The sequence below is a fragment of the Hyphomonas beringensis genome (assembly GCF_000682755.1).
Lineage (GTDB): Bacteria > Pseudomonadota > Alphaproteobacteria > Caulobacterales > Hyphomonadaceae > Hyphomonas > Hyphomonas beringensis.
On record NZ_AWFF01000028.1, the window covers coordinates 77,273 to 96,131 of the forward strand.

Consider the following 18,859-nt stretch of genomic DNA (forward strand, 5'->3'; position numbering starts at 1 on the left):
GCGATGAGCGAAGGCATGTCAGCCGACGCAAAGGAAGCGGCAAAGAAGGCCCTGACAAGGCGCGCCCGTGACTTTGTGACGTTGGTTGCCTGTTTCGGCGCGATTCTGCTTTTGATGTGGCTGACCGGGGCTGTGGGCCTGATTGAGGCCTTTGCTGCCCTGCTCGTGGCGGCCTCTGTGGCCACAGCAGTTTATGTTGGCACGGCGTCGATCCTGCCGATTAGTCCGCGCTTTGCGATTGAGCAGACAGCCATCACGCCGGAGCCCAGCGATTCCACCGTCATGCTGGACGCCCTGCCGCTGCCAGCCTTCGAAATTGATGATGAGCAGCGCATTGTCGCTTTCAATGAGGAGGCGGAGTTCATCCTGCGTCTGGATGGCCGGGTGAACCCGCGCGCCAGCACGGTCATCCGCTCTCCAGGGCTGTTGTCTGCCATCGAGAATGCCATTCAGAGCGGTACGGTCGAGCCTGCCGCTGTCGAGGTTGAGAGTGGTCCGGATGAAACATGGCGGGCCTATGTTTCCCGTCCGGGCAAGGCACGACGCACGCTTGTCGTGCTGGAAGACCTGACCCCTGTTCGCCGTGCCGCGCGGGCGCGATCAGACTTTCTGGCCAATGCCAGCCATGAGCTGCGCACACCGCTGACGGCGCTATCCGGCTTCATCGAAACCATGCGCGGGCCCGCCAAGGACGACAAGGATTCCTGGGACCGGTTCCTTGCCATCATGGCGGGGGAGACTCAGCGCATGTCGCGTTTGATCGCAGACCTTCTCTCCCTGTCGCGGATCGAGTCGTCTGAGCATGTCTCCCCAAGGGAACGCGAGGATTTCGTGGATATCGTCTCTGATGCCACCCACGCTTTCAGCGCGATTGCGTCAGAGAAGGGCGTGCGGCTGGACGTGCGGGCTGAAAGCGGCAGCATCCCGGTCATTGCGCACCGGGATGAGATGATTCAGGTGGTCGAGAACCTTGTCTCCAACGCCCTGAAATATTCCGCTGAGGGCGGCCAGATCGTGCTGAGCTTTGGCCTTTCTGGGAGCATGGCGGATGCGCGCATCAAGGCGGGCCAGAGCTGGATGGGCGCAGAGCGCATGACCCTGCTGCCAGCTTCCGGTCGGCCGGGCACCAAGGAGCGGGCTGTCTGGATGCGGGTCGAGGACCAGGGGCCAGGCATTGAGCGTGAACACCTGCCGCGTCTGGGAGAGCGCTTCTACCGCGCCGACCAGAGCCGGGGCGGAAAGATTACCGGCACAGGGCTGGGCCTTGCCATTGTGAAGCACATCATGGCCCATCATCGCGGCGGTTTCGCTGTCGAAACCCGCATAGGCGAGGGCACGGCCTTCGGGGTATGGTTGCCCGCCGCGCGCGAAGAAGGCCTGTCTGATTAGGCTTTGGGGGCGCGGCGCGCAGCGTCGAACCAGTCGGTCATCAGATTGCCCGGCATGCGGTTCATCTCATGATACCAGTTCGGCAAATTCTGGATGGCTCCGGCTGTGTCTTCCCAGCGGCGCAAATTGACATCCGCTGCCACATGAAACGCGTCGCGCAGCTTGTTTTCCGTCACAGGTTCAACCGTGCCCATGGGAGCCAGCATCGCCATGCTCTTCTGAGCGGCCATCATGGTTTCAAGCGTGGCGGCGGTCAGGGAAAGTGTGGCGCGCCAAGGTGTCAGCCAGAGATCAAACATAGTATTTCCCTTGTTCCAAAGAGGAATATATAGCTGCTTATGTTGCGCTGCACAACAAATCCCGTGCCAAAGCCACGGGCTTGCCCGGTTTTCGCCTTGTGCAAATGCCACTAGGATTCGCTGGAATGCTGACCGACACGCTCCCCTCCAATTTCGTTCCATCGCCTGCGCGGGGCAGGGTACTCGTGTTCGATTCCGGCGTCGGCGGCCTGACTGTGGCCGAGGAAATTCGGGCGCTGGGGCCTGCCTTGGGTATCCATTATTCAGCAGATTCCGGCTTTTTCCCCTATGGCGACAAGTCCGATGATGCGCTTCGAGAGCGCCTGCCGAAAGTGGCAAGGCGCCTGGTTGAGCATGTCCGCCCGGATGTCTTCGTGATTGCCTGCAACACGGCCTCCACGCTGGCCCTGCCGGATGTACGCGCCGTACTGGATATACCGGTTGTCGGCACCGTCCCGGCGATCAAGCCCGCCGCGCAGCTGACCCGGACCGGCACAGTCGGCCTCTTGGCAACGCCGGGCACCATCCGCCGCGCCTATACGGCAGAGCTGATCGACACCTTCGCCAAGGACATCCAGGTCATCATGCATGGCAGTATCGAGCTGGTGAAGCTGGCCGAAGCCCATGCGCGCGGGGAGGACTTGGCCATCGAGGCTTTTGCCGCTGCGCAGGCCCCGCTGTTCGAGGCCCCCGGCGGTGACAAGATCGATACGATCGTGCTCGCCTGCACGCATTTCCCGCTGGTGCGGGCCCAATTGGTGGCGAGCGCGCCCCAGCCGGTCAGCTATATCGATTCAGGGGCGGCGATTGCCCGTCAGACCATTCGCGTGCTGCCGCCAGATACTGAGGGCAGGGGCCTGGGCGGGCATGCCTGGCTGACCAGTCCGCCTGAAGAGGCGCCGGATCTGGCGCTGGTCCTCAGGCGATATGGGTTTCCGGATGTTCAGAGCGTGGCGGATGCGCCGATAGAGATGACTTCCGCGCCGACCGAATTGTAGAGGCTCGGCCAGGGGGCATCGTAGACCAGGGCCACTTCGGTTTCGCCAAAGCCATTGAAGCGGCTGGACATCGCACGGCCATAGGCCCCGAGATTGCCGAATTCCAGATAGTCGCCCTCGGTCAGGCCGGCTGGCAGCCAGACTTTCTCCGGGAATTTGTCTGTGGAGTCACAGGTCGGGCCATAGACGGTGTACTCGACCAGACGGCCCAGCGTGCGGCCATCGCCCGGCAGCGCGCGCATCGGGAAGGCCCAGCGCTCGTGCACGGCATCATAGAGGGCACCATAGGAGCCATCATTGATGTAGATCGCGTCGCCCTTGACCAGTTCGATACGGGTCAGCAGGCTTTCTGCTTCAGCAACCAGCGCACGGCCCGGCTCGCACCACAGTTCGGCGTTTTCGAGAACGTACATCGTCTCGAAGGAACGCTCGACCATGGCCGCATAGTCTTCCAGCGATGGAGGCGGGTTTTCGGCATAGATCGACGGGAAGCCGCCGCCGACATCAACGATGTCGACCGTCACGGACGCCGCGATGATGATGCGGGAAACGTCTGCCATGGCAGTCGCCCAGGCTGTCGGTTTCATGGCCTGGCTGCCGACATGGAAGGACACGCCCAGCTCATCCGCATAGCGGCGGGCTTCGCGCAGGATTTCCGTTGCATCCTCAGCGCCTGCGCCGAACTTGCCGGCCAGCGGCAGGGCAGCGCCGTCACAGGAAACCGCAATGCGCACAATGATGGTGAGGTCCTTGGCGTAGTCGGTTTCCTCAAGAATCTTGTTCAGTTCTTCCATCGTGTCGGTGACGAAGATGCGCACGCCGAACTCGTGATAGGCACGCTGGATCGCGCGGCGGTTCTTCACCGGATGCAGGAACGCCATGCGGGCGCCCGGGAATTTACGGTGGATCAGCTCGATCTCGTTGAGAGAGGCCGTGTCGAAGCTGCGCACGCCCGCTTCCCAGAGGGCTTCCAGCACGTGCTCGCCAGGGTTTGCCTTCACGGCATAGAATGGCTCGCCCGGGAAAGATTCCCGGAACCATTTCGCGGCCGCAGTGACGCGCTCCGGACGGAAACACCAAACAGGAACGTCCGGCTGCACGTCGGCAACAATATTATAGGGAGTAGCATAGGAGTGCATGACACCTAACCTCCAAAGGGCTTTTAACCAGCTTTGGGCGTTAGTACAGGGGGCCCCCAGTTTAAGGGTTGGCCCAGATGTCCGCCGCTTCAAATTCGAACGGCGATGTAGGAGACTCTATTCGGGCATGCAAGCGAAAATTTTGGGCATGGTGCATTTTTTGTCACCCATAGATAACATTACGGGCGTAAAGCCCTTATTCTACAGGGCTGAAACCCTGCCGCTAATTGATTAAAACGCGAGCACTTGCCGAGGAGTTCCTCCCGAAATGACAGTCAGGCTTGGGCCTTTTTTCGTATCCCTTTTGATGGCGTGCCTTGTGGCATGTGGCAAAACGGATTTGTCCGAGCTGGAAACGGGAGATGTCATTCTGCCGCCGCCCGTGGACCGTGAGGATGCGCAGAAGATCCGCATTGTCGGTTCGTCCACGGTGGCGCCCTTTGCGACGACCGTGGCGGAACGCTTCGGCGCGACAACCCGCTACCCGACGCCAATTGTCGAGACGACCGGCACAGGCGGCGGCTTCAAGACCTTCTGCCAGCGCATAGGCCCGAACCATCCCTCCATCGCGGATGCCTCGCGCTCCGTGCATGAAAGCGAGACGGCCCTGTGCGCCAGCAATGGCATTACGGACATCACGGCCCTCTCCATCGGCTTTGACGGCATTGTGTTGGCCAATGCCCGTGAGGCCCCGCCGCTGGATCTGAGAAAGGTGGACCTCTACCGCGCCCTTGCGGCGGAATTGCCGGATGGGCAGGGCGGCTTCATGGCCAATCCCTACAATAGCTGGATTGAGGTCAATCCGAATCTGCCGGACGAGCCGATCATGGTGTTCGGCCCGCCGCCCACCTCCGGCACGCGCGATGCCTTTGTCGAGCTGGGCATGGAGCAGGGGGCGCTGGACGTGCCCGCGATGGCGGCCCTCAAGACATCTGATCCTGACGCCTACAAGCTGCGCACGCATACGATCCGCACCGATGGCGCGTGGATCGATCTGGGCGAGAATGATACGGCCATCATCCAATCCCTGATCAAGACACCGACCGCGCTTGGCGTGCTTGGCTATTCCTTTCTGGAGCAGAATGGAGATCGGGTAAAAGCGGCCCATCTGGACGGTGTCGCGGTGACGTTCGAAGCGATTGCCTCGGGCGATTACGGCCTGTCACGCAGCATGTATATCTATGTGAAGGATCAGAATTTGCCGCTGGTGCCGGGCCTTGCTGAATTCATTGCCGAATTCGTGTCAGACCGTGCCATGGGGCCGGATGGCTATCTGCTGGAAAAGGGACTGATCCCGCTGCCGGCGGAAGACCGTCTCGCACAGCAGGAGATTGCAGAAGAGCTGGCCAATCGGGGCGCGCGGAAATAGCGGGTCCTAGAGGCCCGGGATTTGTGGCTTCTTGCGGCGACGCAGGCGGATCTTTTGCCAGAAGCGTTTGCGGGCAGGGGCCGGCAGGGGCTGCAGATTCTCGATGAAGGCTTCCGCGCAGGCACGCCAGCTATAGCCCTCGGCATATTTGCGGCAGGTCTCCCGGTCCAGATCCAGGCAGGCCTTTGCCCCGGCGGCCAGATCGCCGCCAATAGGCGTGATCGTGCCGGCATTGGAGCCGGGGATGACATCGCGCGGGCCGGTTGCCTCATAGGCCGCTACAGGCGTGCCTGAGGCCATCGCCTCCAGCACGACAAGGCCAAATGTGTCGGTCAGGCTGGGGAAGACGAAAACATCTGCGCAGGCGTAATAGGTGGCCAATTCCTCGCCGAACTTTGCGCCCAGGAAGACGACATCCTCGTAGCGCTTCTCCAGTTCTTCTCGCTGCGGGCCGTCGCCAATGATCACCTTGGTGCCCGGCAGATCCAGCTCGGCGAAGGCTTCGATATTCTTCTCCACTGCCACGCGGCCGACATTCAGGAAGATCGGGCGGGCCAGGCCCTTGAACGGGTCGTCTTCCGCGCCTTCCGGAATGCGCTTGTCCGGATTGAACATGGTCGTGTCCACGCCGCGGCTCCACGCGACCAGATTGATGAAGCGCTGGGCTTTCAGCTCCTCCACCATGGACGGGGTCGGCACCATCACCTTGCCGGAATATTTGTGGAACCAGCGCACAAAGGAATAGCCGGCAGAAACCGGGATCGGCAGGCGGGCGGCGACATATTCCGGAAAGCGCGTGTGATAGGCGGTCGAGAAGGGGTGTTTCACCGTCAGGCACATGGCGCGCCCGGCCATGCCCAGCGTGCCTTCCGTGGCAATATGGATGGCGTCCGGCTCGAACTCGTGGAAACGCTCCTCGATCCGGTGGCGGGCGAACAGGGCCAGCTTGATCTCCGGATAGGTGGGCAGGGGCATGGTTCTGAACCCCTGTCCGGGATGAACGATCTCCCAGACATGGCCCATGGCCTCGGTTTCCTCGATCACGCGCTTCATTGTGCGCACGACGCCATTCACCTGAGGATCCCAGGCGTCCGTTACGAGCATGATGCGCATGAGCGCTCCTTCAACAGCCTCAGCCACAGTCCCGCGTCACTTTGGCGGGGTTGGTAGAGTGCGTAAAGGGCCAGTTGCGTCCTGAACAGTCCTGCTGTGCATGCAATGCAGGTGGTAGGCTTCCGCCTCTTAATGGCTTATCAGGAGGCAAAAATTGGCCCGGATTCGCCTTTTGCGGATTAAAGTCTAGTGTACCTAGTTCTCATATCACTCACACAAACGCTCATTCAGGAATTATATGGCTGACACGCTTGCTTTGGAAAAGATCGACTGGAACTCCCTCGACGACATCAAATTTGCCGATGAAGAGGCACTTCTCGAAGATCTGCTGAAACAATCCCCCCTCTCTGACGATTTGCGCCAGGCAACGATGCGTCGCGCACTGGAACTGGTCGAGAAGGCGCGACAGCAGGACAAGAACAAGGGCATGATGGAGAGCTTCCTTGAGGAGTTCGGTCTGTCCAATGCCGAAGGGCTGGCGCTGATGTGTCTGGCAGAGGCCCTGCTGCGCGTACCCGATCCTGAAACCCGCGACGAACTGATTGCCGAAAAGATCAGCTCGGGTGACTGGACTGCCCATATGGGGCAATCGGATTCCTGGCTGGTCAACGCGTCCACCTGGGGCCTGATGCTGACAGGCCGTGTCATCGGCGTGCCGGCCAGCCTGAAGAAGGGGCCAGGGAAGTTCGTGCAGGGCCTGATCCGCGAAAGCGGCGAGCCCGTCATCCGCGCAGCCATGATGCAGGCGATGCGCATCATGGGCGAGCAATTCGTGCTGGGCCGCAATGTGAAGGACGCGCAGAAACGTGGCCGCCGCATGGTGAAGGCTGGCGAAGCAGCGCATTTCAGCTTTGACATGCTGGGCGAAGGGGCCCGCACGGCAAAGGATGCCGAGCGGTATCTGAAGGCCTATCAGAACGCAATTGATGCCGTCGCCGCCGATAAAGATCCGTCCGTTTCGCCGGAACAGGCCAATGGCGTGTCCGTGAAACTCTCCGCGCTGCACCCGCGCTATGAAGCCGTAAATGAAGCACGCATCATGGACGAGTTGTATCCGCACGTGCTGGAGCTCTGCCAGCGCGCGGCGAAGTCAAACGTCAATCTTTGTCTGGATGCGGAAGAAGCAGACCGCCTGGTCATCAGCCTGAAAATTCTTGAGCGCCTGGCGCGCGAGCCATCGCTGAAAGGCTGGAACGGTCTGGGGCTGGCGCTGCAGGCTTATCAGAAACGCGCTGGTGTCGTGATTGATCTGCTCAAGGATCTTGCCGGGCAAACGCGTCGCCGCTTCATGGTCCGCCTGGTGAAGGGCGCCTATTGGGACAGCGAGATCAAGCACTCGCACGTCGAAGGCTTCCCGAACTTCCCCGTCTTTACCACGAAGAATGGTACGGACTTCCATTACATCGCCTGCGCCCGGAAGATGCTGGAAGCATCCGGCGCGATCTATCCGCAATTTGCTACGCACAACGCCCACTCGGTTGCGGCGATTGAACAGCTGGCGGACGATATCGGCACCACGGCATTTGAATTCCAGCGCCTGCACGGCATGGGGGAAGCCCTGTTCGCGGCAGCGGATGCCGGTCGTAAGGTTCGCGTCTATGCGCCGGTCGGTGCCCACCGCGACCTGCTGCCCTATCTGGTGCGCCGCCTGCTGGAAAATGGTGCCAATACCAGTTTCGTGCACTCTTTCCTCGATCCGGATGTTCCGGCCGAAATGGTCGTGGCAGACCCGATCGTGAAGGTGGAAGTCGGCCCGCGCCGCCACCCGCGCATCCCGACGCCGCCACGCCTTTATGGCCCGGACCGGCGCAATTCCGCCGGGATGGACATCAGTCAGAATGCCATCCGCAAGGATCTGGCCGCGGCGGTTAAATCCTTCCGCGATAGCCCGGCAATTTCCGCTGGGCCGATCGTCAATGGCAAGGTCGATTCAGGCGGCGGCGACATGGTGCGCGTGCCCTTTGATACCGAGATCGTGCTCGGCTCGGTCAAGTCGGCTGACGAGAAGCATATTGACCAGGCCCTGAAATCAGCCGCCGGCTATCAGGTCCAATGGGACCGTCTCGGCGGGGCGGAGCGTGCCAAGCATTTGCGCGCCATGGGCGATATTCTCGAAGAGAACATGACGCGCCTGATCGCCCTGATGGCCCGCGAAGGCGGCAAGACGCTGGGCGATGGGGTCGCCGAAGTGCGTGAGGCAGTCGATTTCTGCCGCTATTACGCAAAACAGGCCGAGGCTGACTTCACCGGGCCTACACGCCTGCCCGGGCCAACAGGGGAGACCAACCAGATCTCCCTGCACGGACGAGGCGTCTTCTGCTGCATCAGCCCGTGGAACTTCCCGCTGGCCATCTTTACGGGCCAGATTGCGGCTGCGCTGGCCTCCGGCAACACGGTTGTCGCAAAGCCCGCAGAGCAAACGCCGCTGATCGCCTTCGAAGCCGTGAAGCTGTTCCACAAGGCCGGCCTGCCGGTCGAAACCCTGCACCTGTTGCCGGGCACCGGTGAACAGGTGGGCTCAGTCCTGATCAAGGATCTGCGCGTCTCCGGTGTCTGCTTCACTGGCGGCACCAGCACCGCACGCATCATCGCCAAGTCCCTGGCCGATCGTGACGGGCCGATCATTCCGCTGATCGCCGAGACAGGCGGCCTCAACGGCCTGTTCGTCGACACGACAGCGCTGAGGGAGCAGGTGATCGACGACATCATCGTATCGGCCTTTGGTTCAGCCGGGCAGCGTTGTTCGGCGCTGCGGGTCGCGTTCCTGCCGCATGATACGGCGGACATGCTGGTCGAGGGCCTGATTGGCGCGATGAACGAGTTGAAGATCGGCGACCCGGCCGATCCGGACACGGATGTCGGTCCGGTGATCGACCAGGAATCCCGCGAAATGCTGCAGGAATACCTGGCGAAGATGGAGACCGAAGCCAAGGTGCTTCACCAGATTCCGGCCGGCAGGATCGGCGAGACCGGCTATGGCTTCGGCCCGGCCCTGGTCGAGCTGAAATCCCTTGACCAGATTACGGAAGAGAAGTTCGGCCCGATCCTCCACATTGTCCGCTATGACCCGGATGACATTGATAAGGTCGGCGCGGCGCTGAAAGCGAAGGGCTATGGCCTGACTCTGGGCATCCATTCCCGTCTCGACAGCTTCCAGATCGAAGTGCGCGATGCAGTGCCGGTCGGCAACACCTATGTGAACCGTTCGATGACCGGGGCGGTGGTCGGCGTACAGCCATTTGGCGGCGAAGGCCTCTCCGGAACCGGACCAAAAGCAGGTGGGCCACACTACTTGCATCGTTTCGCCACAGAGCGCACTCTTACTGTGAATATCACGGCGCAAGGAGGCGACACGGAACTCCTCAGCCTCTAGGGAGACCCGGCATGAAAACACTTGCAATGGCAACGCTCGCAGGGGCCCTTCTTCTGGCAGGCTGTCAGAAGAAGGTGCGTGAACTGCCTGAGGCGGGCGACGCCGTTGCAGGGCAGGATGATGGCTATGACGGCTCAGTGGATGTCATGGCCATCGAAACCCTTGCGGACCTGCCGCGCGAAATTATCGTGGATAACGAATATCTGAAGGCAGAGGTCACCTTTGATGAGGCCCTGTTCCAGAAGGCACCGGCCATCGCCATGGATATCGTCGACAGCGCCCAGATTCGCATCGAGGCGATGCTGGCCGACGCCAAGGCCTACAAGGAAGCCGATCCTGAGTATTTCCGCCCCTATGTCGTACGCATCAAATGGAATGTCGTCGCCGAAGCTGGCAATGTGATGAGCCTTGAGGGCTTCATCTACACGTTCACTGGCGGCGCTCATGGCAATTACATGACCGATGCGCGGCTCTATGATTCCCAGACGGGACAGCCCATGCGCCTCAGCAATTTCTTCCTGCAGCCTCAGGCGACCATCCGTGAGCATATGAATCTGGTATGGCAGGAGATTGCCGAGCAGAAACAGACTAAGGCAGGCGGTTCAGGCCAGATGGAAACATTTGTCGCCGAGGCCGCTGAACTGGTCAATGCAGACAGCATCCTGGCCGGGGAGGTGAATTTCGTGCCGTCCACTGTGCCTGGAAAGTTCGGTGGCTATGTCGTGCATTTTGCGCCCTATGATATTGGGGCGTATGCGGAAGGGGCCTATCACATCACGGTGCCGCAATCGGCATTCCGTGAGAAACTGAAGCCGGAATATACAAACCTGTTTGACGGCGAGCCCGCCCCGGTCGAACGCATGGGCGACTAGGCGCTACTTCTTCACAAGTGTGCAGCCCATGCCGGGCTCGTATCGGGCTTCGGCCTTTACCAGGCCGCCCAGCACGCTGGCGCGGGTGACATTGTCCTCATCGCTGAAGGTGATGGCGCTGACATCCACGGTGAAGTCATTGCGGCAGCTTTCAATGTTTCGCTCGCCAATGTGCAGGCAGGAACAAACCGTCTTGGCGCCATAGGCCGTTGCGACGCGCGCAAAGGCCACCTGATCCTTCAACCAGAATTGCCAGACCGCGCCGCCAATGATGGCCAATGTCACCGCCACAATCAAAAGTGCTTTGACGAGTTTCATCCCTTGCCCCTAATCTTTCGCTCAGAGAGTAAGGGAGAGTGGGCAAGATGGGCAAGGTTTTCGTGTACAGCAGACGCGTGAAGTCAGGATTGGCGGCGCTGGGCCTGATGCTGGCGCCGGGGCTTGCGGGGGCTGAGCCGCTTGTGCCGCTGCCACCTCAACCGGAAGGTCTTGCCTGGCCAACCCATGGCTGGGAAACGGGGCAGATGCCCTCCGAAACGGCAGAGCTGATCCAGCCCGTCATTGACCGCGCCATGGCAGGCGAACTGGCAGACCCGATGGGGGAGACCCGCGCCATTGTCATCATTCATCATGGCAAGCTGGTCTTTGAAACCTATCGCGAGGGCTTTGGCCCGGACACGAAACAGGTCTCCTGGAGCATGGCAAAGTCGATCACCTCCTCACTGGTCGGGCGGGCGGTGAAGCTCGGCCTGATTGATGATCTGGACGCGCCCATGCCCACGCCGTTCGAGGCGGGCGATCCGAGAGCGGATATTACCTGGCGTCAATGGCTGAACATGACAGACGGGCTGGACTATCTGGAAATCGGTGCCACTGATCTGATGACGAATGATGTCGTACAGATGATGTATGGCGCCGGCCGGTTCGATGTCTTGCAATATGCAGAGGATAAGTTGCCGCCCGTGCATAAGCCGGGGACTGTGTGGAACTATTCCACGGCGGGCTTCCATCTCATCAGTTACGCGCTGCAGCAGGTGAGCGGCGCAGCTGACTTTACGGACTGGTTCGATCGTAATCTGGCAGACCCCATCGGCATGGACGCGGTGATCGAGTATGACACGGCAGGCACTTATCTCGGCGGCTCGCTCGTCTGGGCGTCTGCGCGGGATTTTGCAAAATTCGGCTATCTCTATCTGCGTGACGGCATGTGGGAGGGCAGGCGGCTCTTGCCCCAGGGCTGGGTGGACTTTTCGCGCACAGATCCGGAAGAGACAGACGCGAACACCTATGGCGCGGGCTTCTGGCTCACGCCTTCCGCAGATCCGGTGCCGGCCAGTCAGGCCGCACATTCGCCGCCCTATGATGCCTTCTCCGCGCAGGGCCATGAAGGCCAGACCATCTGGATCGTGCCGAGCCGGGATCTGGTCATCGTGCATCTCGGCCTGATGGACAATGCGGGCGGAAACTGGCCGCATCTCTATGAATGGAACCAGGAAATCGCGCGGGCTTTTCCGCTGGTGGCTGCCGACGCGGATGTGCCTGAAGAGGTGGATGAGGCCGAAGAGACCCAATAATCCGGGGCTCCGATGGGGCTGTTCAGGCTCTTTTCGGGGCTGTTTTGGGTCTGTTTTGGGATAGTTTAGGGGCTAAGTTTGGGGGTGGAGAGGCGCGGCGTATCCACCCCCAAAATTGCCTAGTCTCCGGCCACCATGAAGTGCGCCATCAGCGTCGTAACAGGCTTTTCGCGTTCGTCCTGCCAGGCCTCTGCGCGGACCGAGCACATGCGGCGGCCCATCTTGGTGATTTCGGCGCGGGCATATAAATCCTTGGCATGGCCCTGGCGCAGATAGTCGATTGTCAGATTGATCGGCCGGGGCGGGCGGGCCAGATGCTCTGTCACCAGGAAAACCTGCGCCTGTGAGGTCAGCTCAAGGAAGGCGCCAATCGCCCCGCCATGAATGGCCTTGATCATGAAATTGCCAATCAGCTTGTCCTGATACGGCATCACCATGGTCATCTCGTCGCCCATGACTTCACAGCGCAAGCCCATTTCCTGGGCCAGCGGCGTGCGGGCGATGAAGGCGCGGACTTCGTCGGCGCGGCTCAGTTTCGTGTTTTCGTCCTTCATCAGCCTATTTTCCCCATACTGTCTGCGGGGCGCGGCTTGTTGATGGCGAAGGCGCCGGCGGCTGTGGCGATCACCTTGTCGCGGCTCTCATGATACGCCCAGGCGCGCGTGAAGCAGATATTGCGCGTGGTGTGATAGCATTCGGCCTCGCCAATGATGTCGCGGCCCTTTTCTGCCGGGCGCATATAGTCGATCCGTAGGTCCAGTGTCGCCACAAAGCGAGGTTTGGAGAGGGCGGAACCGGCCGCCGTGCCGGACAGATTATCCAGAAACGCAGTCAGCACGCCGCCATGGATCACGCCTGTGTCCGGATCGCCGACAAGGCGCTCTTTCCAGGGCTGCAGACCCCAGGCGTGTCCCTTCTCGATGCGCGTGAACCGGAAAGCCATACGCCGACCCCACGGAACGCCGCCGCTGATCATCTCTATGTTCTCTTGCATTAGCTCCCACGGTTCGGGTGCTGACGCGGGGTCATTGCTCATTTTGGCCCTCATTCGTTTGACGAGTCGTTTTGCCCCGATAACATCATTGTCAAAAGAGCAAAAACAAACAGCTCATCTGGAGGAAAAGAAAATGGCATTCGACGGTGCCTCAAAACCGAAGACCTGCATTATTGGTGCAGGCTGTTCCGGCTTCACCATGGCAAAACGCCTGAAGGATTATGGCCTGCCCTATGACTGTTTCGAGATGTCGGACGATATTGGCGGCAACTGGTATTACAAGAATCCGAACGGCGCCTCCTCCTGTTATCAATCCTTGCATATCGACACGTCCAAATGGCGTCTTGCCTTTGAGGATTATCCCGTCCCTGAGGATTGGCCGGATTTTCCACATCATGCCCAGCTGCTGCAGTATTTCCGCGATTATGTAGACCATTTCGGCCTGCGCGAGACGATCACCTTCAATACAGCCGTCACGAATGTGGAAGACCTGCCCGGCGGGCGCTGGAAGGTAACGCTGTCGACGGGGGAGACGCGGGACTATGATGCGGTCGTCGTTGCCAATGGCCACCATTGGGACCCGCGCATGCCGGAATATCCGGGCGAATTCGATGGCTATCAGGTCCACTCCCACAATTACACAGACCCCTTCGAGCCGTATGATTTTCGCGGCAAGCGCGCCATGGTCGTAGGCGCAGGAAATTCGGCGATGGATATCTCTTCTGAGCTGTCACAACGTCCGCTGGCGGAGAAGCTGTTCATTTCCATGCGCCGCGGTGTGTGGGTGATGCCGAAATACATGGACGGCCAGCCGGCCGACAAGGCGGTGCTGCCCGCCTGGTTGCCCTCCGGGCTCGGACGGGCGCTGGCCCGCAAGAAAATCAAGAAGACCATCGGCATGATGGAAGATTACGGCCTGCCCAAGCCGGACCATGAACCGCTGGACGGCCACCCGTCTGTCTCAGGTGAATTCCTGACGCGCGTCGGCTGTGGCGACATCATCCCCAAGCCGGGCATTGAGCGCCTGGACGGCGACGGCGTCGTGTTCACCGATGGTACGCGGGAAAAGGTGGACGCGATTGTCTGGGCTACGGGCTATAATGTGACCTTTCCCTTCCTGAAGCAGGATGATCTGACTCCGAAGGAAAATGTCTTCCCGCTTTACAAGCGCATGGTGAAGCCGGGCAGGGAGACGATCTTTTTCCTGGGTCTCGCCCAGCCCCTGCCGACGCTGGTGAATTTTGCAGAGCAGCAGTCAAAGCTGGTCGGGGCGGCGCTGAATGGCGATTATGCCTTCCCGCCGGAAGAGGAGATGGAGCGCATCATCGTCGAAGACGAGAAACAGCATCTCGGCCATTTCTATGACAGTCCGCGCCACCGCATGCAGGTTGATTTCAACGCTTATTGCAAAGACTTAATGAAAGAAATTGACCGCGGGGCGAAACGCGCTCCCGTCGTTGCCTGATATTAACCGTATACAGGGCATAAGGGCAGGCATGTTTCGTTTCCTGCCTGTCCTCATGCTGATGGTGCTGGCCGCCTGTGCCACGAGAGCGCCGATAGATATACGTGGTGCCCCCTCACGCGCGCCTGTAACCCAAGCGCCGGCGAGCCCACCCGTTAGGGCCGCGCCGCAGGGCACATTCCAGCCAAATGCCTATCTGCGCGCCTGTTATGGCATTCGCGTGTCGAACTCGCCGCTTGTGGATGAGGATGGCTGGGTTCTGAACTACAAGCCGATTGTCGTGGTCAACGGCCTGCCGCTGGCGGCGTCCCCGGCCAATGATGTGTGCCTGACATCGGGCTTCGGCCAACGCTTCAGCCGCCGTCATGACGGGATTGACCTCCAGTCCCGCCCCGCAGGCACGATTTACGCCACCGCGCCGGGCAAGGTGATCGAGGCGCGCGTGTCCACCGGCTATGGCAATATGGTGCTGATCGACCATGGCAAGGGCGTCTACACCCGCTATGCGCACCTGGCCTACATCCAGCCGGGCGTTTCGCCCGGAAAGCATATCGGCTTTGGCCAGCCTGTCGGCATGATGGGATCATCCGGCAATGCGTCTGCGGTTCACATCCATTACGAGATATTGCTAGGCGATTATAATAACCCCCGCGGTTCAAAAGGCCTGACCCCCCGTGACCCGTTCTCGTTTCCGCCTTATGAATATGCGCAGGCCTACGAATAGGCAGACGCGATAAGGGGGACGTATCGTGAAACCAGACTGGATGACCTGGGAGTTGCCCGGAAGGCGCGGCGCTGAATGAAGCGCTTTTTCGATCCTGAACTGGTCCTGCGGACCTATCGCAATCCGCTTGCCTGGCTGGTGCTGGCGGTCGACCTTCTGCCGATCCTAGCTGTTGTGATCTATGGCTGGGGCGCGGTGCCGCTGGTGGCGCTGTATTGGCTGGAGAATCTGGTCATCGGAGTGATGACCATTCTGCGGATGATCGGAACGGGCTTTGCCAGCCTGATAAATCTGGCGGGCTTGTTGTTCCTGATTCCCTTTTTCACCTTGCACTATGGCATGTTCTGTTATGGCCACGGCCTGTTCATCCGGTCCATGTCCGGAAAGGGCATGTCGTCGAGCGGAGAGGATCCGATTGGCCTGGTGCACTGGGCGCTTGGGTCAGGGCAGGGGATGGCCTGGTTCGTCGCGGCGATCCTGGCGGTTAATCTGGTGCTCTATGTCAGCGACTACATCCTCAAGGGTGAGTTCCGGAACGCGGAGCTGGGCGGCGAAATGTTCGCGCCCTATGGCCGGATCGTCACCCTTCATGTGGCGATCATCCTGGGCGCTTTCCTGGCCATCGGGATGGGCCAGCCGCTTCTGGGGGTGTTGCTGCTGATCATTCTGCGGGTCGTTTTTGGCGTCATCGTCTCCATGCTGCGCCAGTTCAGACGGGAGACCGGAGGACCCCCCACTGCAGAAGCTCTCGCGCAGGGCGTGTAAAAAGTTGACGCATGGTGACACTCTGGTCATGATAGCGGTGTCCCGATCAGGAAGCCCCCATGACAGCACCCGCAAAAATCCTCCCGTCACCGACCGGCAAGCGTGCCCGGTCCAAAGCTGCCAACCGGCGCGCCATTCTGGATGCGGGGCGTCAGGTTTTTGCCCGGATTGGCTTTGAGGCCACGACGGTGCGCGACATCATCCGGGAGACAGAGCTCGCGGCAGGCACGTTCTACAATTACTTCAAGTCCAAGGAAGAAGTATTTGAGGCGATTGCCGAGGATTCCGCGCATCGCTTCCGCGCGCATTTGAGCGATGTGCGCGCGACGGCAACGGACTTCGAGGCCTATGTCTATGATGCCTTCCGGGCCTATTTCGGCTTTATCGCCGCCGAGAATGAGGAGGCGATCTGTAATGGCGCACCGCATCTCGCTTTGATCGGCGTGCGCGTGGATACGCCGGAAATGCTGGCTGTGGCGGAAGAGATCCGCCTGGACCTGGAGCATGTGCTGTCCCGGGATGAGGGGCCAAAACTCGATACGGCCTATCTGACGGCGGCTGCAATCGGCATTGCGCGTGAGATGGGGGACCATATGCTGACGCGCCGCCCGATTGATGTTGAGGGCGCCACACAGTTCGCTGCTTCAATGCTGCTGGGCGGGGTGCGCGAGATTACCGCAAAGTAAAGCTGCACGAGCCCTTGGCGGATGTGCCCGGGCAGGTCTAATCTTCTGGTTCATTGAGGACAGGGAGGCCGACATGAGCCTGCAGCAGATGATCACCAAGCTCATTTTCAAGCTGCCAGATGGCATTCTGGTCCGAATGGCCGGGGGCAAGCCTGTCCAGATACGCGGACGGGTGCTGGAGCCACAATTGCAATTGGTGGCCTGGAATGGCCGCAACGCGCCGCCCATGTCTTCGCTGCAGCCCGAAGTCGCGCAGGCCGCCGTGAAGGAACAGCTGGATTCGATGGCTGCGCCGCTGGAGCCGGGTGTGAAGACCGAGGATTTCACCATTCCCGGCCCGGACCGCAACGAAATCCCCGTCCGCCTCTACCGGCCCGAGACGCAAGACCCGAAAGCGCCCTTGCTGGTCTATTATCATATGGGTGGCGGCGTGATTGGCGATCTGGAAACCTGCAATGCCTGGTGCTCGATTCTCGCCTCGGTTGTGAAATGCCCGGTTCTCTCCGTCGACTACCGGCTGGCGCCTCAGCACAAATTCCCGGCGGGCATTGATGATTGCATCCAGGCCTATGAATGGGGCGTGCGCAATGCGGGCCGCTATGGTGCGCCCGAGGGTGTGGCAGCCGTCGGCGGTGACAGTATGGGCGGTAATTTCTCCGCCATTATCAGCCAGGAGATGCAGCGTGAGCACAAGCCGCTGCCGGCCTATCAATTGCTGATCTATCCCGCGGTGGACCTTGTGGAGGAGTATCCTTCCCAGAAAGATTTCGGCGAGACCTTCTCCCTCAGCACCGATACGATGGAGTGGTTCATGGACCAGTATCTGCCAGAGGGCTTCGACCGGGCCGATCAATTGCTGTCGCCCGCCCAGACAGGAGAGCTGGAAGGCCTGCCACCGGCTGTCCTTGTGACGGCTGGCCATGATCCGCTGTGTGATGAGGGCGATGATTATGCCAAGCGCCTGAAAGCGGCGGGCGTGCCGGTGAAGCATAAATGCTTTGAGACTCTGCCACATGCCTTCACGGCCTTTACCGGTTTCTCTCCAGGCTCGCGCAAAGCCTGTCTCGAAATTGCCGACATGGTTCGCGAGACCGTTGCCCGCCTATGAGAGCGCTTGTCTGTCATGAACTGACGGAGGATTTCTCCGGTCTGGGTGTCGTGGATGTCGCGCGGCCAGACCCGGGGGCGGGGGAGGTGCTGGTGCGCGTGAAGGCGGCCAGTGTGAACTTCCCGGACCTGCTGATGAGCCAGGGCAAGTATCAGCTGAAGCCCGATCTGCCCTTTATTCAGGGGATGGAATGCGCCGGTGTGGTCGAGGCTGTCGGCGAGGGCGTTGAAGGCTTCGCCCCGGGTGACCGCGTGGCCGGCGGCAACAAGACCGGTGCGTTTGCGGAATATACTGTCCTGCCGGCTTCGGGGCTGACCCGCGTGCCGGAGACGATGGATTTTGCGCACGCAGCATCTTACTCCGCCGCTTATGTCACGGCCTATGTGGCGCTGGTGCGCCGGGCCAATCTGCAGCCGGGGGAGACATTGCTCGTGCACGGCGCAAGTGGCGGCGTCGGCATGGCGGCGGTTGATGTCGGCAAGCTGCTTGGCGCGACCGTGATCGCAACCTCGGCCTCTGATGCCAAGCTGGACAAGGTTCTGGAGTATGGCGCCGACTATGTGATCAATGTCACTCAGGGCTTTCGGGACAAGGTGAAGACGCTGACCGGCGGTGCGGGCGCAGATGTGATCTTCGATCCCGTTGGCGGCGATGTGTTTGATGAGAGCGTTCGCTGCATCGCCTTTGACGGGCGGCTTCTGGTGGTCGGGTTCACATCGGGGCGCATTCCGGAAGTGAAAGTCAACATGCCCCTGATAAAGGGGTTCTCCGTGGTCGGTGTAAGGGCGGGGGAGTATGGCCGCCGATTTCCCGAACGCGGCAAAGAGAATGTTCAGGCCATCTGGAAATGGGCGGCGGAGGGGCAAACGCATCCGCGCATCCATGCCAATTTGCCTTTGGACGAGTGGCGTGAAGCCTACCGCTTGCTGACGGACAGAGAAGTCGTCGGCAAGGTCATTATAACTCCCTGAAATCAGATTCAGGACGTCAA

Annotated in this window: 18 protein-coding genes; 12 read left to right on the top strand and 6 right to left on the bottom strand. The window is 60.5% G+C overall.

All coding sequences use genetic code 11. The annotated features are described in order from the left end of the window. Nucleotides 1-15: 15 nt before the first annotated feature. Nucleotides 16-1,389 (top strand): sensor histidine kinase, encoded by a 1,374-nt coding sequence (locus HY29_RS05215; RefSeq protein ID WP_162176672.1) that lies wholly within the window; start codon nucleotides 16-18, stop codon nucleotides 1,387-1,389. On the opposite strand, the gene HY29_RS05220 is transcribed toward HY29_RS05215, so the two are convergent. Continuing rightward, a complete protein-coding gene (locus HY29_RS05220; RefSeq protein ID WP_034793542.1) occupies nucleotides 1,386-1,688 on the bottom strand; it encodes a hypothetical protein in 303 nt (100 codons plus the stop codon). The genes HY29_RS05215 and HY29_RS05220 overlap by 4 nt on opposite strands. A 125-nt stretch (nucleotides 1,689-1,813) precedes the next feature. Here HY29_RS05220 and murI point away from each other — a divergent pair, with 125 nt between their 5' ends. Further along, a complete protein-coding gene (gene murI / locus HY29_RS05225; RefSeq protein ID WP_051601149.1) occupies nucleotides 1,814-2,686 on the top strand; it encodes a glutamate racemase in 873 nt (290 codons plus the stop codon). Here murI and HY29_RS05230 read toward each other — a convergent pair. After that, the gene (locus HY29_RS05230; RefSeq protein ID WP_034793543.1) at nucleotides 2,632-3,825 is read right to left on the bottom strand and encodes a type III PLP-dependent enzyme; all 1,194 of its coding nucleotides are present in this window, start codon (nucleotides 3,823-3,825) and stop codon (nucleotides 2,632-2,634) included. The genes murI and HY29_RS05230 overlap by 55 nt on opposite strands. Before the next feature lie 268 nt (nucleotides 3,826-4,093). On the opposite strand from HY29_RS05230, the gene HY29_RS05235 reads away from it, so the two are divergent. Beyond that, nucleotides 4,094-5,194 (top strand): substrate-binding domain-containing protein, encoded by a 1,101-nt coding sequence (locus HY29_RS05235; protein WP_034793545.1) that lies wholly within the window; start codon nucleotides 4,094-4,096, stop codon nucleotides 5,192-5,194. Nucleotides 5,195-5,200: 6 nt separating this feature from the next. On the opposite strand, the gene HY29_RS05240 is transcribed toward HY29_RS05235, so the two are convergent. Then, a complete protein-coding gene (locus tag HY29_RS05240) occupies nucleotides 5,201-6,307 on the bottom strand; it encodes a glycosyltransferase family 4 protein (RefSeq protein WP_034793549.1) in 1,107 nt (368 codons plus the stop codon). 238 nt (nucleotides 6,308-6,545) lie between these two features. On the opposite strand from HY29_RS05240, the gene putA reads away from it, so the two are divergent. Together putA and HY29_RS05250 are read left to right on the top strand one after the other, a co-directional pair. After that, nucleotides 6,546-9,680, top strand: a complete 3,135-nt coding sequence (gene putA / locus HY29_RS05245) for a bifunctional proline dehydrogenase/L-glutamate gamma-semialdehyde dehydrogenase PutA (protein WP_034793551.1) — start codon at nucleotides 6,546-6,548, stop codon at nucleotides 9,678-9,680. A gap of 11 nt (nucleotides 9,681-9,691) precedes the next feature. After that, nucleotides 9,692-10,552 carry a DUF3298 and DUF4163 domain-containing protein gene (locus HY29_RS05250; RefSeq protein ID WP_081811231.1) on the top strand — a complete coding sequence of 287 codons (861 nt, stop codon included), beginning with the start codon at nucleotides 9,692-9,694 and terminating at the stop codon, nucleotides 10,550-10,552. 3 nt (nucleotides 10,553-10,555) lie between these two features. Here HY29_RS05250 and HY29_RS05255 read toward each other — a convergent pair whose 3' ends face one another. Continuing rightward, nucleotides 10,556-10,870 carry a hypothetical protein gene (locus HY29_RS05255; protein WP_034793560.1) on the bottom strand — a complete coding sequence of 105 codons (315 nt, stop codon included), beginning with the start codon at nucleotides 10,868-10,870 and terminating at the stop codon, nucleotides 10,556-10,558. A gap of 47 nt (nucleotides 10,871-10,917) precedes the next feature. Here HY29_RS05255 and HY29_RS05260 point away from each other — a divergent pair, with 47 nt between their 5' ends. Beyond that, nucleotides 10,918-12,126: a serine hydrolase domain-containing protein gene (locus tag HY29_RS05260; protein ID WP_051601150.1), complete on the top strand. Its 1,209-nt coding sequence runs from the start codon at nucleotides 10,918-10,920 to the stop codon at nucleotides 12,124-12,126. Nucleotides 12,127-12,245: 119 nt separating this feature from the next. On the opposite strand, the gene HY29_RS05265 is transcribed toward HY29_RS05260, so the two are convergent. Beyond that, the gene (locus tag HY29_RS05265) at nucleotides 12,246-12,680 is read right to left on the bottom strand and encodes a PaaI family thioesterase (protein ID WP_034793563.1); all 435 of its coding nucleotides are present in this window, start codon (nucleotides 12,678-12,680) and stop codon (nucleotides 12,246-12,248) included. Further along, nucleotides 12,680-13,162, bottom strand: a complete 483-nt coding sequence (locus tag HY29_RS05270) for a PaaI family thioesterase (protein ID WP_162176673.1) — start codon at nucleotides 13,160-13,162, stop codon at nucleotides 12,680-12,682. Before HY29_RS05270 ends, HY29_RS05265 begins: the two co-directional genes overlap by 1 nt. 91 nt (nucleotides 13,163-13,253) lie before the next feature. Between HY29_RS05270 and HY29_RS05275 the strand changes: the two genes are divergently transcribed. From HY29_RS05275 to HY29_RS05300, 6 genes are all read left to right on the top strand, one after another. Next, nucleotides 13,254-14,585, top strand: a complete 1,332-nt coding sequence (locus tag HY29_RS05275; RefSeq protein WP_034793566.1) for a flavin-containing monooxygenase — start codon at nucleotides 13,254-13,256, stop codon at nucleotides 14,583-14,585. A gap of 31 nt (nucleotides 14,586-14,616) precedes the next feature. Then, entirely contained in the window at nucleotides 14,617-15,309 is a 693-nt protein-coding gene (locus HY29_RS05280) for a M23 family metallopeptidase (RefSeq protein WP_051601152.1), read from the top strand. Between the two features lie 75 nt (nucleotides 15,310-15,384). Beyond that, nucleotides 15,385-16,074, top strand: coding sequence for a DUF6498-containing protein (locus HY29_RS05285; RefSeq protein ID WP_034793570.1), 690 nt, complete (start codon nucleotides 15,385-15,387; stop codon nucleotides 16,072-16,074). A 59-nt stretch (nucleotides 16,075-16,133) separates the two neighbouring features. Next, nucleotides 16,134-16,760: a TetR/AcrR family transcriptional regulator gene (locus HY29_RS05290; protein WP_034793573.1), complete on the top strand. Its 627-nt coding sequence runs from the start codon at nucleotides 16,134-16,136 to the stop codon at nucleotides 16,758-16,760. A gap of 73 nt (nucleotides 16,761-16,833) precedes the next feature. Further along, nucleotides 16,834-17,868 carry an alpha/beta hydrolase gene (locus tag HY29_RS05295; protein WP_034793576.1) on the top strand — a complete coding sequence of 345 codons (1,035 nt, stop codon included), beginning with the start codon at nucleotides 16,834-16,836 and terminating at the stop codon, nucleotides 17,866-17,868. Continuing rightward, nucleotides 17,865-18,839 carry an NADPH:quinone oxidoreductase family protein gene (locus HY29_RS05300; RefSeq protein WP_034793579.1) on the top strand — a complete coding sequence of 325 codons (975 nt, stop codon included), beginning with the start codon at nucleotides 17,865-17,867 and terminating at the stop codon, nucleotides 18,837-18,839. The genes HY29_RS05295 and HY29_RS05300 overlap by 4 nt, the downstream gene beginning before the upstream one ends. The last annotated feature ends 20 nt before the right edge of the window (nucleotides 18,840-18,859 follow it).

What these genes read in the sequence shown, in the direction of transcription:
- HY29_RS05215 (WP_162176672.1), top strand. Translation starts at nt 16, where the DNA reads ATGTCAGCCGACGCAAAGGAAGCGGCAAAGAAGGCCCTGACAAGGCGC.
- HY29_RS05220 (WP_034793542.1), bottom strand. Translation starts at nt 1,688, where the DNA reads ATGTTTGATCTCTGGCTGACACCTTGGCGCGCCACACTTTCCCTGACC.
- murI (WP_051601149.1), top strand. Translation starts at nt 1,814, where the DNA reads ATGCTGACCGACACGCTCCCCTCCAATTTCGTTCCATCGCCTGCGCGG.
- HY29_RS05230 (WP_034793543.1), bottom strand. Translation starts at nt 3,825, where the DNA reads ATGCACTCCTATGCTACTCCCTATAATATTGTTGCCGACGTGCAGCCG.
- HY29_RS05235 (WP_034793545.1), top strand. Translation starts at nt 4,094, where the DNA reads ATGACAGTCAGGCTTGGGCCTTTTTTCGTATCCCTTTTGATGGCGTGC.
- HY29_RS05240 (WP_034793549.1), bottom strand. Translation starts at nt 6,307, where the DNA reads ATGCGCATCATGCTCGTAACGGACGCCTGGGATCCTCAGGTGAATGGC.
- putA (WP_034793551.1), top strand. Translation starts at nt 6,546, where the DNA reads ATGGCTGACACGCTTGCTTTGGAAAAGATCGACTGGAACTCCCTCGAC.
- HY29_RS05250 (WP_081811231.1), top strand. Translation starts at nt 9,692, where the DNA reads ATGAAAACACTTGCAATGGCAACGCTCGCAGGGGCCCTTCTTCTGGCA.
- HY29_RS05255 (WP_034793560.1), bottom strand. Translation starts at nt 10,870, where the DNA reads ATGAAACTCGTCAAAGCACTTTTGATTGTGGCGGTGACATTGGCCATC.
- HY29_RS05260 (WP_051601150.1), top strand. Translation starts at nt 10,918, where the DNA reads ATGGGCAAGGTTTTCGTGTACAGCAGACGCGTGAAGTCAGGATTGGCG.
- HY29_RS05265 (WP_034793563.1), bottom strand. Translation starts at nt 12,680, where the DNA reads ATGAAGGACGAAAACACGAAACTGAGCCGCGCCGACGAAGTCCGCGCC.
- HY29_RS05270 (WP_162176673.1), bottom strand. Translation starts at nt 13,162, where the DNA reads ATGAGCAATGACCCCGCGTCAGCACCCGAACCGTGGGAGCTAATGCAA.
- HY29_RS05275 (WP_034793566.1), top strand. Translation starts at nt 13,254, where the DNA reads ATGGCATTCGACGGTGCCTCAAAACCGAAGACCTGCATTATTGGTGCA.
- HY29_RS05280 (WP_051601152.1), top strand. Translation starts at nt 14,617, where the DNA reads ATGTTTCGTTTCCTGCCTGTCCTCATGCTGATGGTGCTGGCCGCCTGT.
- HY29_RS05285 (WP_034793570.1), top strand. Translation starts at nt 15,385, where the DNA reads ATGAAGCGCTTTTTCGATCCTGAACTGGTCCTGCGGACCTATCGCAAT.
- HY29_RS05290 (WP_034793573.1), top strand. Translation starts at nt 16,134, where the DNA reads ATGACAGCACCCGCAAAAATCCTCCCGTCACCGACCGGCAAGCGTGCC.
- HY29_RS05295 (WP_034793576.1), top strand. Translation starts at nt 16,834, where the DNA reads ATGAGCCTGCAGCAGATGATCACCAAGCTCATTTTCAAGCTGCCAGAT.
- HY29_RS05300 (WP_034793579.1), top strand. Translation starts at nt 17,865, where the DNA reads ATGAGAGCGCTTGTCTGTCATGAACTGACGGAGGATTTCTCCGGTCTG.